At 68.4% G+C, this 13,830-nt stretch carries 13 protein-coding genes; 5 read left to right on the top strand and 8 right to left on the bottom strand.

Features of this window, described 5'->3' with window-relative positions:
- Positions 1-52 precede the first annotated feature (52 nt).
- Together AC5WS7_RS36130 and AC5WS7_RS36135 are read left to right on the top strand one after the other, a co-directional pair.
- Positions 53-1,129 (top strand): alpha/beta hydrolase, encoded by a 1,077-nt coding sequence (locus tag AC5WS7_RS36130; RefSeq protein WP_495959131.1) that lies wholly within the window; start codon positions 53-55, stop codon positions 1,127-1,129.
- 9 nt (positions 1,130-1,138) lie between these two features.
- On the top strand, positions 1,139-1,600 hold the full coding sequence (locus AC5WS7_RS36135; protein WP_495959132.1) for a 6,7-dimethyl-8-ribityllumazine synthase: 462 nt from the start codon (positions 1,139-1,141) through the stop codon (positions 1,598-1,600).
- Here the strand turns inward: AC5WS7_RS36135 and AC5WS7_RS36140 are convergent.
- The 5 genes from AC5WS7_RS36140 to AC5WS7_RS36160 all read right to left on the bottom strand — a co-directional run bounded on the left by AC5WS7_RS36140 (position 1,569) and on the right by AC5WS7_RS36160 (position 6,410).
- The gene (locus AC5WS7_RS36140) at positions 1,569-2,867 is read right to left on the bottom strand and encodes an RNA polymerase sigma factor (protein ID WP_495959133.1); all 1,299 of its coding nucleotides are present in this window, start codon (positions 2,865-2,867) and stop codon (positions 1,569-1,571) included. The two genes, AC5WS7_RS36135 and AC5WS7_RS36140, sit on opposite strands and share 32 nt — an antisense overlap.
- Positions 2,864-3,259 carry a YciI family protein gene (locus AC5WS7_RS36145; protein ID WP_495959216.1) on the bottom strand — a complete coding sequence of 132 codons (396 nt, stop codon included), beginning with the start codon at positions 3,257-3,259 and terminating at the stop codon, positions 2,864-2,866. The genes AC5WS7_RS36140 and AC5WS7_RS36145 overlap by 4 nt, the downstream gene beginning before the upstream one ends.
- A gap of 135 nt (positions 3,260-3,394) precedes the next feature.
- Complete coding sequence (locus tag AC5WS7_RS36150) at positions 3,395-4,609, bottom strand: serine hydrolase domain-containing protein (protein WP_495959134.1); 1,215 nt, start codon at positions 4,607-4,609, stop codon at positions 3,395-3,397.
- A gap of 51 nt (positions 4,610-4,660) precedes the next feature.
- On the bottom strand, positions 4,661-5,956 hold the full coding sequence (locus AC5WS7_RS36155) for an MFS transporter (RefSeq protein ID WP_495959135.1): 1,296 nt from the start codon (positions 5,954-5,956) through the stop codon (positions 4,661-4,663).
- A 46-nt stretch (positions 5,957-6,002) separates the two neighbouring features.
- Positions 6,003-6,410: a VOC family protein gene (locus tag AC5WS7_RS36160; protein ID WP_495959136.1), complete on the bottom strand. Its 408-nt coding sequence runs from the start codon at positions 6,408-6,410 to the stop codon at positions 6,003-6,005.
- A 104-nt stretch (positions 6,411-6,514) separates the two neighbouring features.
- Between AC5WS7_RS36160 and AC5WS7_RS36165 the strand changes: the two genes are divergently transcribed.
- Together AC5WS7_RS36165 and AC5WS7_RS36170 are read left to right on the top strand one after the other, a co-directional pair.
- Entirely contained in the window at positions 6,515-7,114 is a 600-nt protein-coding gene (locus AC5WS7_RS36165) for a TetR/AcrR family transcriptional regulator (RefSeq protein WP_495959137.1), read from the top strand.
- Between the two features lie 2 nt (positions 7,115-7,116).
- Positions 7,117-7,473, top strand: a complete 357-nt coding sequence (locus tag AC5WS7_RS36170; protein ID WP_495959138.1) for a DoxX family protein — start codon at positions 7,117-7,119, stop codon at positions 7,471-7,473.
- Between the two features lie 37 nt (positions 7,474-7,510).
- On the opposite strand, the gene AC5WS7_RS36175 is transcribed toward AC5WS7_RS36170, so the two are convergent.
- Together AC5WS7_RS36175 and AC5WS7_RS36180 are read right to left on the bottom strand one after the other, a co-directional pair.
- Complete coding sequence (locus AC5WS7_RS36175) at positions 7,511-8,884, bottom strand: bifunctional lysylphosphatidylglycerol flippase/synthetase MprF (RefSeq protein ID WP_495959139.1); 1,374 nt, start codon at positions 8,882-8,884, stop codon at positions 7,511-7,513.
- 555 nt (positions 8,885-9,439) lie between these two features.
- Positions 9,440-9,592, bottom strand: coding sequence for a hypothetical protein (locus AC5WS7_RS36180; RefSeq protein ID WP_495959140.1), 153 nt, complete (start codon positions 9,590-9,592; stop codon positions 9,440-9,442).
- A gap of 127 nt (positions 9,593-9,719) precedes the next feature.
- On the opposite strand from AC5WS7_RS36180, the gene AC5WS7_RS36185 reads away from it, so the two are divergent.
- Positions 9,720-10,547 carry a class I SAM-dependent methyltransferase gene (locus AC5WS7_RS36185; protein WP_495959141.1) on the top strand — a complete coding sequence of 276 codons (828 nt, stop codon included), beginning with the start codon at positions 9,720-9,722 and terminating at the stop codon, positions 10,545-10,547.
- A gap of 188 nt (positions 10,548-10,735) precedes the next feature.
- Here AC5WS7_RS36185 and AC5WS7_RS36190 read toward each other — a convergent pair whose 3' ends face one another.
- Positions 10,736-13,750: a bifunctional [glutamine synthetase] adenylyltransferase/[glutamine synthetase]-adenylyl-L-tyrosine phosphorylase gene (locus AC5WS7_RS36190; RefSeq protein WP_495959142.1), complete on the bottom strand. Its 3,015-nt coding sequence runs from the start codon at positions 13,748-13,750 to the stop codon at positions 10,736-10,738.
- Between the last annotated feature and the right edge of the window lie 80 nt (positions 13,751-13,830).

Raw genomic sequence — 13,830 nt, forward strand, 5'->3', positions numbered from 1 at the left:
TGCTGCCGAGTTCACCGCAGGGTATCGCCCGCACCGGACCCACTGTTTCAGCGTGCGCCCGGCACCGGGCCCCAAGGGTGCCCGGCTCGGCTTTCCGCCCTGGCTCGCGCAGGTCGTGGCCGCGATCACCACACGCCCCGGAGCGGCCGGTCGACATGTGGCAGCCGCCACCGAGGGCATCGATCACGTCTCGTACGCCGAGTTCGCAACGCCGTATCACCTCGCCGCGGCCGCCGCACGGATAAATTGGACTGCGGCGGCCGGCCGCCGCCGGTGTGAAGGGAGCAGTATGGTGCAGGCCGAGACCGGTGGGTTCGACGGACGGGGCGGACGGGTCTTCTGGCGCGCCTGGGTTCCCGGGGACCGGGTGCGCGGGGTGATCGCTCTGGTGCACGGGGTCGCCGAACACTCCGGACGATACGAACACGTCGGGAAGCGCTTGGCGGACAGCGGTTTCGCGGTCTACGCACTCGACCATATCGGACATGGGCGCTCGGCCGGGCACCGCGCGAACATCGACTCGATCGACGGCGCGGCCGACAATGTCGCCGCACTGCTGGAGCTGGCCTCGCAGCGTCATCCCGGCGTGCCGCGCTTCGTGCTCGGGCACAGCATGGGCAGCCTCGTCACCCTCTACCTGGCCACCCGCGCCCCGCTGGTCGTGGCCGGTGTGGCGATCTCCGCACCCCCGCTGGACATCTCCGCGGGCAACGCCCTGCAACGCGCGCTGGCTCCCGTACTGAGCCGATGGATGCCGAACCTCGGTGTGCTACAGCTGGATTCCGCCACGATCAGCCGCGACCCCGAAGTCGTGCGCGCCTACGACACCGATCCCCTGGTCTTTCGCGGCAAACTCCCCGCACGCACCGGTGCGGAAATGCTGGCGGCCACCGAGACCGTCACCGCCCGGCTGGACCGGCTGACCGTCCCGACTCTGGTGCTGCACGGCGCCGCCGACGCGCTGGCCGCCCCGTCCAGCGCGGACACCATCGAACAGCGCGCGGGTGCGAGCGATCTCACGGTCATCCGTTATCCGGGCCTCTACCACGAGATTTTCAACGAACCCGAGCAGGACGCGGTGCTCGGCGACCTGGTCGGCTGGCTGGAGAAGCATTCGGGCACCGGGTAGCATCCGGCCATGAGCACTCCCACCGAGGGCCGCGTCGCCTTCATTCGCGCCAGCTGGCACCGTCCCATCGTGACGCGGGCGTACGAAGGTTTTCTGGCCGAGTACCGCGACCTCGGCTTCGATCCGGCGACCGTCGAGGTCTTCGACGTGCCCGGGGCGTTCGAGATTCCGCTGCACGCGCAGCGGCTGGCCCGCACCGGCCGCTACGGCGCGATCGTCGCCTCGGCCCTGGTCGTCGACGGCGGCATCTACCGCCACGAATTCGTCGCCTCGGCCGTGATCGACGGGCTGATGCGGGTGCAACTCGACAACGACGTGCCGGTGTTCTCGGTGGTGCTGACCCCGCACCACTTCCACGAGCACAGTGAGCACGTGACCTACTTCACCGAACATTTCGTCACCAAGGGCGCCGAGGCCGCCCGTGCGCTCGCGACCACGCTCAGTTCGCTGCGCGACCTGCCGGTGGGCTGAGTCCGCCGGCGGAATCGTCCGGCGCCGCGGCGGATTGGCCGAGACGGTCGGCACGGGCATGCAGATATCGTTGCCGCGGCAGGGTTTCGGCTCGGTTCGCGGCGGCGCGATAGGCCTCGCGTGCGGCTTCGCGGTCACCGAGCAACTCCAGCAGATGCGCCCGCACGGCATCGACGCGGTGATCGTCCGGCAGCCGGGGGGCGACGTCGTCGACCAGCGCAAGCCCTGCCCGCGGCCCACGTGACATCGCCACGGCGACAGCGTGATTGAGCGCCACCACCGGATTGTCGCCGAATGCGAGCAGCCGCTCGTAGAGGGCGGTGATCTGCGGCCAGTCGGTGGCGGCGTAGTCGGCGGCCTCGTCGTGCACGGCGGCGATCGCGGCCTGCAACTGATAGGGCCCGACATCCCCGCGTGGCAGAGTGGCGGTGATCAGCTCGACACCTTCGGCGATATCGTCCGCGCGCCACAGACTTCGATCCTGGTCCGCCATCGGTATCAGCTCACCACCCGCGCCGATGCGGGCCGGGCGACGCGCGTCGGTGAGCAACATCAGCGCCAGCAGTCCGGCGGACTCGCCGTCGCCGGGCAGCAGACGATGAGTCAGGCGAGCCAATCTGATTGCCTCGCTGGACAATTCGGCCCGATACAGTAGCGAGCCCGCGGTCGCCGCATACCCCTCGGTGAAGATCAGATACAGCACGTGCAGCACGGCGGCCAGCCGCTCCTCGCGCTCGGCCGCCGACGGCGGGGCGAACCGGACACCGCTGTCCCGGATGGTCGTCTTGGCCCGGGTGATACGCCGGGTCATGGTCGCCTCCGAAACCAGGAAGGCACGGGCGATCTCGGCGGTGGACAGCCCACCGACCGCCCGCAGTGTCAGGGCGATCTGCGAGGGCGGCGACAACGCCGGATGACAGCACATGAACAACAGGATGAGCGTGTCGTCGGCGTCGCCGGGCGCGCGATCCGCGGGCGGAGCGACCAGATCCCGCGGTGATCGCCGGTTCGCGACCACGTCCTCACGCCGCCGCCGCGACTGATCCCGGCGCAGCAGATCGGTCAGCCGCCGGGCCGCGACGGCGATCAGCCAGCTCAGCGGCTCCTCGGGAGTTCCCTCCCCCGGCCACTGCGTGGCGGCGGCCAGCAGCGCCTCCTGCACCGCGTCCTCGGCTGCGTCGAAATGCCCGTAGCGGCGGACCAGCGCGCCGAGGACCCGCGGCGTCAGCTGACGTAGCAGGTCCTCGATCTCGGTGCGGGAGTTCACAATTCGTCGACGGACTCCGCGATCGGCCGGATATCGGCATAGGCGCGGGCGACGGCCTCCGGCGGTCCCGGGCAGTCCCGCAGCCGCTCGGCGATCTCGGTGGCGCGGTCGAAGCTGACGCAGTCGACCACCCAGTATCCGGCGAGCACCTCCTCGGTCTCCGCGAACGGCCCGTCGGTGACGAACGGCGTCCCGTTGCGATTGCCCACCCTGCGGGTGTGCACCGGCGCGGTCAGCCCGCGCGTCTCCACCAGTTCCCCGGACTCCTCCAACTCCTGGTTGAACTTGGTCATGAACGCGTGCAACTCGGCGAAATCCCGCGGTGACCAGGTGGACTCCCCGGCTCCGCCCATCCCGTCGTAGTCCCGCTGCGATCCGTAGCTCAGAATCATGTACTTCACGGCGAACTCCTTCCGGTCAGCACCCCTGCGGCACTGTCACCAGGTACGTCGAAGCCGCTGTCCATTCTCGGACATCGGATCGCCGATTCCCCGGATTGCCTCGAAATCGCCGCCGAAGCCGAGCGGTCAGTCCCGCAATGCCCGATAGGTCAGGGTCAGGAAGTCCTCGCCCAGCCGAATCTGCCAGTCGCCCGCCACGATGATGTTGCTGGTCTGCACGAACAACAGGGCCACCAGGTCATGCCGGGGGTCGGCGACCCAGAAGGTACCGAAACCGCCCGGCCAGGACACCGCACCGACTCCCGGGCCGACGCCGTCCTGCCGGGTGCGGACCTGTACGCCGTATCCGAAACCTTGGTCCTCCCACATGGTTTGCCCCAGCGGCGGATTGAACGGCGGATCGGCGTGCTGAGCGGGCGTGAGACGATCGCGCGACATCGCCCGCACAGTGTCCCCGGTCAGAATCCGCGTGCCGTCGAGTTCGCCGCGGCCGAGGATCATCCGGGCGAAACGCGCGTAGTCGTCGACGGTGGAGACCAGACCCGCACCGCCGGACGCGAACCGCGGCCGCTGCGCCCATGCCGTGGTGTCCGGGTGGTCGAGGACCTCGCCCTCGCGCGAGTACAGGACCGTGAGACGTTCGCGGGCGGATCCGGGCACCACGAAACCGGTGTCCACCATGCCCAGCGGCTCGAAGATCCGTTCGGCCAGTACCGTTTCCAGCGGCTGACCGGTGACGCGGCTGATCAGCACGCCGAGCACGTCCGATGCGGTGTGGTAGCGCCACAACTCACCGGGCTGGGCGATGAGCGGCAGTTCGCCGAGACGGCGCATCCACGCGTCGGGGTCCAGCGGCTCGCAGCCCGGTATGGCCAGGGCGGTGGCGACCGGGTCGGCGGTGAGTGAGAACAGTTGCGGCGCAAGGCCGGAGCGTCCCCAGCCCAGCCCGAACCGATAGGTGAGCAGATCCTCCAGCGTGATCGGCCGGGTGGCGGGCACGACGTCATCGGGCGGGCCGAGCGGGTCGCGCATGACCTTGCGATCGGCGAGTTCGGGCAGCCAGGGATCCACCGGATCGGACAGCCCGATCAGCCCCTGTTCCACCAGTTGCAGGGCGGCGACCGCCGTGACCGGTTTGGTCATCGACGCCATCCGGAACAGCGCGTCGCGGCGCATCGGCCGCCGCCTTTCGCGATCCTGCCAGCCCGCGGTGTCCACCTGAATCACGTCACCGCGCCGGTGGATCATGGCGACCAGACCCGCGACCTCGCCGCGGTCGGCGTAACCCGTCAGCGTCTCACTCAGCAAGCCCAGGCCGCCGGCCGAAAACCCGTTCGCCACAACAGTTCCTTTCGCATCACCGTCGTCAGCGTCAACCGGGCGGACGAGCGGTTATTCCCGCCGCCGCAGCGCCAGTGCGCCCAGGCCCGCGAACAGCATGTACACCCCGACCACCCAAAGACCGGCGCGCTGGGTTCCGGTGAGATCCTTCAGCCAGCCGGTGATGTAGGGGGCCGCGAATCCGCTGATATTGCCCAGCGAGTTGATCAGCGCGATGCCGCCCGCCGCGGCCGCGCCGGACAGGAAGGTGCCCGGCAACGCCCAGAAGGCCGGCAGCGCCGCGAGAACGCCTACCGCGCATACGGTTACGGCGGTCATCGCCGCGAACGGGTTGCCCAGGTAGAGCGCGACCGGAATGGCCAGACCGCCGATGATCGACGGCAGCGCGACATGCCACCGGCGCTCGCCGGTCCGGTCGCCGTGCCTGCCCCACCACACCATCGCGACCGCGCCGATGACGTACGGCACCGCCGTGATCAGGCCGCGCTGCACCACCGAATAGTGGCTGCCGTACTGCTGCTGGAATCCGGCGATGATCGTGGGCAGGAAGAAGCCCAGGGCGTACAGCCCATAGGCGATGCCGCCGTAGATCGCGGCGAGGCCCAGAATGCGCGGATGGGTCAGCGCCCGCCGCAACGTCCAGTGCTCGGCCTGGGCCAGCTCGGCCTCCTCGCGCGCGAGTTCGGTTGCCAGCCATTCGCGTTCGGGCCCGGTCAGCCAGCGGGCCTGCTCGGGCCGGTCGGTCAGGTAGAACCAGGTGAGCACGGCCAGAGCCAGCGCGGGCACGCCCTCGACCAGGAACATGAACCGCCAGCCGCTCAGCCCGAATACGCCTTCGCCGTACTGGATCACCAGACTCGACAGCGTCGAGCCGACCGCCGTGGAGATGGGCACCGCCACCATGAACATCGCGACGATCCGGGCACGATAGCGCTGCGGGAACCAGTAGGTCAGATACAGCAGGATGCCGGGAAAGAATCCGGCCTCCGCCACGCCGAGCAGGAACCGCAGCACGATCAGCACGGTGGCGTTCGGCACGAACACCATCGCGGTCGCGATCACGCCCCAGCTGAGCATGATTCGCGCCATCCAGCGCCGCGCGCCGAACCGGTGCAGCGCCAGATTACTCGGCACCTCGAGCACCAGATAACCGAGAAAGAAGATGCCCGAGGCGAATCCGAACACCGTCTCGGACAGGGCGAGATCGTGTTTCATCCCGCTGGGACCGGCGAAACCGATGTTCACCCGGTCCAGATAGTTCACGAAATACAGCAGACCCAGGAACGGCACCAGGCGGAGACCGACCTTGCGCAGCGTGGTCCGGGAGACATCGGCGGCTTCGAACACTTGCGTACTGTCGTGTCCGCAATGCCGGATGTCAAGGCGCGCGGGGTCATCCGGCCGGGTAGACCGCGATCTCGACGAGGTTGCCGTCCAGGTCGCGGCAGTAGTGCGAGATCATCTCCCCCAGCGCGCCGACCTTGACCACGGGCCCCTCGGTGATCTCCACGCCGCACGCGGTGAGCTGTCCGTGCACCTGTTCGGGAGTGGCGGCGGTGACGAAGCACAGGTCCGCCGACCCGGCCGCGGCCACCGCACCGGTCAGCCACGCCGGATCGTCCGCGGCCATCGCCACCGGCCGCAGATTGATCTTCTGCTGCCCGAATACCAGCGCGGTCCGTCCGGCCGTGCCGAACGTCTCCACCCGCATTCCCAGCACCCGTTCGTACCAGGCGGCAGTCGCCGCGACGTCCCGGCAGTTCAGGACGATGTGGTCGAAGCGTTCGACGGCAAATCCCATGTGCCGCAGGGTACTCCACCTCGGACGAGTCGAGTCCGGTGCAGATGCGCGCCTTGCCCGAATATGCGGAACCATCGGTTCCGTTATTTGCTATATTCGGAACCGTGAGTTCCGGAACAACCGAACCCCGGCCGGGCAGGCCCCTGTCCGCCGAGACCGATCGCGCCGTCCGGGCGGCCACCCTCGCCCTCCTCGACGAGGTCGGGTACGCGGGCCTGCGGGTACAGGACGTGGCCACCCGCGCGGGCGTCGGCAAGGCCGCGCTCTACCGGCGATGGCCGTCCAAGGCCGCGCTGGCGATGCACCACCTGATCGGCGATCTGGCTCCCCGGACGTATCGCGACACCGGCAGCCTGCGCGGCGACCTGCGCGAGGTGGCCGCGGACTTCGTCGCCCGGATGGCGAACCCCCGGGTGCGGGCAGTCCTGCCGGAAATCTTCGCGGATCTGCTGCACGAACAAGCGCTGCAGAGCGTTTTCGAGGAGGTCTGCCTCCGCCCCGAGCAGGACCTCGTCCGGCGGACCGCCGAACGCGCGGTCGAACGCGGCGAACTCACCACCGTCCCGGACGTGCGCTGGGCGCACGCGCAGTTCTCCGGCCCGGTGTTCCTGTGGCTGTACCTGCTCGGCGGTCACGGCGACGCCGCGCTGATCGACCGGGTCGCGGACGCGGTGTACGCGACCTGGATCAACGAAGGGAAGTAGATATGAACGGCTGGCTGTGGGCGGGACAGATCATTCTGGCCGCCGCATTCGTCCTCGGCGGTGGCGTGAAGATCGTGCTGCCGAAGGACAAACTGCGGCCGATGATGCCCTGGGTCGAGGACATGTCGGCCAGCGCCGTGCGCGGAATCGGCGCGATCGAGGTGATCGGCGGGGCCGGGGTCGTACTGCCCTGGGCGACCGGGATCGCCATGATCCTGACCCCGATCGCGGCGGTCGGTCTGGCGCTGGTCATGGTCGGCGGATTCGTCACCCACGCCCGGCGCGCTGAATGGTCGCGCACGCCGTCCAATCTCGTACTGTTCGTCATCGCCGTGCTGGTGGCGATCGGCCGGTTCTGATCTCCGGGGGCGGACCCGCACCCGCGGCCCGCCCCGCTCAGATCTGCTTGCGGTGCGGCACGAACTCGAGGGTCAGCAGCGCCACGGCCGTGAACACGATCTCGCGCCAGCGGATCAGCACGAAGCGCTGATTGCCGAAGGAGTTGAACTTGCGCAGGAACCGGTACAGCGATTCGAGCCGGATCATCGGGTCCAGCACGCGGGCGAGCAGATACAGCGCCTGGCGCGTGCGGGTCCGATCCTTGTCGCTGTACAACTCCGGGAACGCGGCGAAGGCCAGCGAAATGCGCCGCACGCCGTGTTCGCGGCCGTAATCGACCAGATCCACGATCATGCGCTCGTCCAGGCCGTTGGGCGCGTCCTTGCGGCGCCACGGCACGTCCAGGCTCAGCTCACTGCCGTGATTGGCCTCGCCGTACCGCTGGAATCCGACGACCCGGCCGTCGCTGTCGCGGGCGATCACCACCAGCATGCCCGGATGCCGGCCGTCCAGCAGATGGTCCAGGATCATCGAGAACCCGCGGGTCTGGCGGCCGTGATGCCATTCGTCGACGATCGCGAACAGGGTCCGGCGCAGCGATTCGCTCAGCTCCCGCTCGGGCAGGATCTCGGTGCTCACGCCGAAGTTGCGGGTGCGGCTGACCGCCTGGCGCAGATTGCGGAATTTGCGGCCGACCATATCGAAGCCGTCGACCTCGACGACCACATCGCGGCCGATCGGAATCGAGTGCAGCCCACGATGTTCCGTGGCCCTGGTCCGCCACAGCTCGCACACCTCCGGGCTCGCGCCCAGCACGGCGATCCGCCAGCCGTGTGCCATGGCGAATGCGGAGAACTCCGTGATGAGCGTCCCGAAGACGGCGCGGTCGCCGACCGGATCGCCCGCCACCACCGCGATGCCGAACCGGGTGCGGTAACCGATGGCCGCGGCGGAGGTCGCGTCGAAGAAATAGGATTTGGACGAGTGCAGCGCGAACGGCGCGAGCGGATCGCCCGCCGTCGTGTCGACCAGCGCCGCGATGCGCAGCTGATGTTCCGGCTGCGGACGTGAACTCTGCGGCAGCATCATGATGAACCCGGTCGAGGCCAGGAAGACGAACCCGACCGCCGGATGTTCCGCGCGATAGGCGATGTTCGACATGCCGAGCACGATCACCGCGACGGTAACGTGCGGCAGCGTGATCGGTCGCCGCAGATGCAGACCGCGCGCCACGAACAGCCCCGACAGTGAGGCGGCCACGAACCAGCCGCGATCGACGCCCTCGCGCGAGGCTCGGTCCGCCGCGTACACCAGCACGACGCCGACCAGCAGCAGCACCACGATCAGCGGCAGCCGCACGGCTCGGGTGGGAGTGAGGACGACCTGTCGGTAAGTGCGATAACCGGCGACCGCCGAGTTGAGGTCCGCCATGTCACAACCCCCGCCGAGGCAGGAATTCGAGCTGGTGGGCGTGTCGCACGTCCACGAACATCCTCGACATGGTGGTCCTCCCGATGGTCGCGTCCTGACGGATACACTATGCGGAACGCAGGTTCCGGGTCGCTGGACCCCACCAACTCGGCGGCACGGCGGCCCGTACCGCCCGTCGATCCCGGTGTTCCCTCGTCTCGGCCTACCCGCCGATCCGGACATGACTCGGCGGCGCAGTCGTATGCGCGTCTGAATAACCGATACCGCGAGAAACTTGTTCCCCGCAATAGGTTTACGAGATACCCCGCACGGCTATACGAATGCGATTATAAAGCAGCAAATATCGGGCAATCCACCCTTGCCCGAGCAGTCCGCCGACTCGTCTTCGGTACCGCGTAAAACTGGACCGACCAGCGGTTTCAGCAACTTCTCAGGCAGCGCGGCCGATACCGAACAGAGACCGGACCGCCACCCGTCGGCCATCTGCCGAAGCCGCCGACGCGCGCGGTCCCGGCCGCTCGGACGACGCGAGCGAGGGATCCTGTGAACTTCATCTCACAGCTCGTCCGCGATATCGGCCTGCGCGGCGAGGAGATCATCGCCGTGGTCGTCGATCCACGCGCCGAGGGCCGTCATCGGACCGGCGACGAGACTGGCGCCCGGATCGGTCGATCGGCATTCGACCCGAGACGGTGCCCCGCACAGCACGCCCGACACGGTGCGACGTGAGGCGAACCGCTGCCGAGTCGGCTCCCGAGTACAGGCGTTGCGCCGCAGGGGATTCAGACAGAGCCGGTCGGATATCCGAGCCCTGGTACCACGGCCGCATTCGCTCGTGCTGTGCGGTAACATTGCCGGCCGCGTCGGTCGAGGAGGATATGACTACCCGAGGGGTGCGGATTACGCCGCCACCATCGGAAAGCCTGCTCATCAGCGGCTTCACGACATTCTGAATACTCAGCGCGAACAGTATGCCGAACATCTTCACAACATCGTGACGCACGAAGCCGAGCTGAAGACCATACCCCTCTGGGGTAGGTACGTTTCCCGGCCCGCCTGGAATAACGGCTGGTTCGAGGGATTGGATCTGGCCGCTCTGCACATGTTCGTGGCGACACACCGGCCCGCGCGGTATATCGAGATCGGATCCGTTAATTCTACCAAGATCACTCGACATGCCGCACGGAAAAGCGACCTCTCCCTGCATATCACATCGATCGACCCCGCACCACGAGCCGAAATCGACGTGCTCTGTGATGAAGTCATCAGGCAATCAGCCGAGACCATCGACCAGACGCTGTTCGACGACATCGGCCCGGGCGACATCCTGTTTGTCGACAATTCGCACCGCGTCTTCACCAACTCCGCCGCGGTCGTGATCTTGCTCGAAGTCCTGCCCCGCCTGCAACCCGGCGTCCTGATCCACATCCACGACGTCTTCTTGCCCTACGACTACCCGTCAGAATGGAGCGCACGCTTCTATTCCGAGCAGTACCTGCTCGCCGCGTGGCTGCTGGCGGAAGGGCCGCACGTTCGCGTAGAGCTCGCCAATATGTTCGTGAGCCGCGATGAGGAACTCGCAGCAATTCTGAATCCTCTCTGGACCGGTCCGCTGTCCGACGTTCAGCGGCACGGTGGTTCGTTCTGGCTCCGGAAGCTCTGACAAAACCAACCTGACCATCGAGACTGGAACGCCATCAGCGACGTGAGCGGGGCCTCCGCAGCCCGCCCGGAACCGACGAGGGTGATCCTCCGGCACCGAGTCCGCCGTAATGGCGGCCCCGCCGGCTCCGCGGACACTGCGGGATTAGTCATCCGCCCCCTTCGACGGCACCGAGCGGGCCCGAATTCTCACTCCCCGCCGAACACCCGCTCCACGACCGTCTTCGCTCGTCTGGTCACACGCATGTAGTGGTCCAGGAATTCGCTGCCGTCGTCGTTGGGCCAGCCCGCGACCCGCGCGACCGCAGACAGCAGCCTGCCCGGACCCGGAAGTTGGTCGGCGGGTTTGCCGCGGACCAGGACCAGGGCGTTGCGGGCCTTGGTGGCGGTGAGCCAGGCGTCGCGGAGCAGGGCCACGTCGGTGGCGTCCAACAGGTCGGCTTGCTCGATGGCTTCGAGCGATTGCAGGGTGGAGGTGTTGTGCAGGGACTGCACCTCGTGGGCGTGGCGCAGCTGCAAAAGCTGGACCGTCCATTCGATATCGGCCAGACCGCCGCGGCCGAGTTTGGTGTGCGTGGCCGGATTCGCGCCGCGCGGCAGGCGTTCGGAGTCGACGCGGGCCTTGATCCGGCGGATCTCGCGGACCGCGTCGCCCGAGACGCCACCGGCCGGATACCGCACCGCATCGATGACGTGCAGGAATCGCAGTCCCAGCTGCTGATCGCCCGCGACCTGGTGGGCGCGCAACAGGGCCTGCACCTCCCAGGGCTGGGCCCACTGCCGGTAGTAGGCCTCGTAGGCGGCCAGCGTGCGCACCAGGGCCCCGTTCCGCCCCTCGGGCCGCAAACCGGCGTCGACCTGCAGCGGCGGATCGGTGCTCGGCGCACCCAGCAGGCGCTGGACCTGGTCGGCGATGGCGATCGACCATTTCACCGCGACCGTCTCGTCCGCACCGGGACGCGGATCGCAGACGAACAGCACGTCGGCGTCCGAGCCGTAGCCCAGTTCCAGACCGCCGAGGCGGCCCATCCCGATCACGGCGAAGTCCGCGGGCGCCTCGTGCCCCATCTCGGCCTCGCTGGCGCGGATCACCGCGCGCAACGACGCCTCCAGCACCGCCACCCACACCGAGGACAGCGCCGAACACACCTGGGGCACCTCGAGCATGCCCAGCACATCGGCCGAGGCGACGCGGGCCAATTCGTGCCGGCGCAGCGAACGAGCCGTTGCCACAGCGCGTTTGGGATCCTCGTAGCGCGCCGCACCGGAGATGATCCCGCCGCGCACGTCCGCGGCCTTCGGGCTCAGCAGCAGCGGGCCGCTCGGACCGTCGGCGAACATGCGGATCGTCTCGGGCGCGTTGATCAGCAGATCGGGCAGGTAGGCCGAGGAACCCAGCACGATCATCAGCCGCTGCGCGATCGCGCCCTCGTCCCGCAGCTCGCGCAGGAACCAGGTCTGATCGTCCAGGCCCTCGGACACCCGGCGATAGGCCAGCAGTCCCTGATCCGGATTCGGCGTCTCGCCCAGCCATTCCAGCAGCGTCGGCAGCAGCAGCGCCTGGATGCGTCCCTTGCGGCCGATCTCGCCGGTCAGCGCCTTGAGATGGCTCAGGGCGTTCTCGGGGTCCGCGTAGCCGAGCGCGGCGAGCTGGCGGACCGCCGCGGCCGGACTCAGCCGCAACGCGTCGGCGTCCAGGCGCGCGACCGAGTCCAGCAGCGGCCGGTAGAACAACTTCGCGTGCAACCGGCGCACCCGCACCGCGTTGCGCTTGATCTCACTGGCCAGCACCCCGACCGCGTCCTGCCGCCCGTCCGGGCGCATATGCGCCGCACGGGCCAGCCAGCGCATGCCCTCCTCGTCGTCGAACGCGGGCAGCGTGTGGGTGCGCTTGAGCCGCTGCAATTGCAGCCGATGCTCGAGCAGGCGCAGGAATTCGTACGAGGCGGTGAGATTGGCGGCGTCGTCGCGGCCGACATAACCGCGGTCGGCCAGTGCGGTCAGCGCCTCGACGGTGCCCTGCACGTGCAGCGATTCATCGGCCTTACCGTGCACCAGCTGCAACAACTGCACCGCGAACTCGACATCGCGCAGACTGCCGTGCCCGAGTTTGAGTTCGCGCTCGCGCAGGTCCTCGGGCACCAGATCCTCCACCCGGCGCCGCATCGCCTGCACGTCGGCGACGAAATCGGGCCGCTCCGAGGCGGTCCAGACCATCGGCATCAGCGCGTCGCGATACTGCCCGCCCAACTCCAGATCACCCGTGGCGGGGCGATTCTTCAACAGCGCCTGGAACTCCCAGGTGCGCGCCCAGCGCTTGTAGTAGGCGATGTGCGAGTCCAGCGTGCGCACCAGCGCACCCGCCTTGCCCTCGGGGCGCAGGGCCGCGTCCACCTCGAAGAAGGCGCTCGAGGCCACCGACATCATCTCCGCGGCCAACCGGCTCGCGGTGGCGTCGGCGGGTTCGGCGACGAAGACGACATCCACATCGGAAACGTAATTCAGCTCGCGCGCACCGCATTTGCCCATCGCGACCACCGCGAGGCGCACCGGCACCGATTGTTCCGGGCACACCCGCGCGACCGCGACCGACAGCGCCGCGGTGAGCGCGGCGTCGGCCAGATCGGTCAGCTGCCGGCCCACCTGCTGATACGGCAGCACCGGTTCGTTCTCCACGGTGGCGGCCAGATCGATCGCCGCCAGCAACATCAGCTGATCACGATATCGCTTGCGCAGCAACGCGACCGCCTCCGGACCGGAGATCTCCGCGCGGTACAGCATCGGCCCGGCGCACTCGCCGCTCTCCGGCACCGCCCGCACCGCGTCGAGCAGATCGGCGAGCAACTCCTCGCGATCGGGCAGCTGCTTGCGCTGCAACAGCTGCCAGCATTCGGGATCGGCCACCAGATGATCGGCGAACGCACTGGACGAACCGATCAGCGAGAACAACCTGCCCCGCACCGAGGTATCGGTCCGCAAGACCGAATCCAGTGCCGCCCAACGTGTTCCGAGCTGCTCACGTAACCGGATCAGGGTCAGCAGCGCCAGGTCGGCGTCGGGCGACCGGGACAGCGCCCACAACACGGGAATGCTTTCGACGTTGTCCCACGCCAACTCTCGCAGTGACTGCGCTGCCGTCGGCTCGAGAAGTCCGAGCCGGCCGACGCCGGGCACTACCGGACGGGCGGTCGGTGGCCGTACCATGCTGCCAAAATTACACGGTCACACCGCACCGCCGGGGGCCCATACCCCTGTTCCGAGAAATTGTTCTCGCTTCGTGCCGC

This window comes from Nocardia sp. PLKS1-43 (genome assembly GCF_059510335.1).

Bases quoted from the DNA above. Each gene is read 5' to 3' on its own strand.
- AC5WS7_RS36135 (WP_495959132.1), top strand. From the start codon at position 1,139: ATGAGCACTCCCACCGAGGGCCGCGTCGCCTTCATTCGCGCCAGCTGG.
- AC5WS7_RS36145 (WP_495959216.1), bottom strand. From the start codon at position 3,259: ATGATTCTGAGCTACGGATCGCAGCGGGACTACGACGGGATGGGCGGA.
- AC5WS7_RS36160 (WP_495959136.1), bottom strand. From the start codon at position 6,410: ATGGGATTTGCCGTCGAACGCTTCGACCACATCGTCCTGAACTGCCGG.
- AC5WS7_RS36170 (WP_495959138.1), top strand. From the start codon at position 7,117: ATGAACGGCTGGCTGTGGGCGGGACAGATCATTCTGGCCGCCGCATTC.
- AC5WS7_RS36175 (WP_495959139.1), bottom strand. From the start codon at position 8,884: ATGGCGGACCTCAACTCGGCGGTCGCCGGTTATCGCACTTACCGACAG.
- AC5WS7_RS36190 (WP_495959142.1), bottom strand. From the start codon at position 13,750: ATGGTACGGCCACCGACCGCCCGTCCGGTAGTGCCCGGCGTCGGCCGG.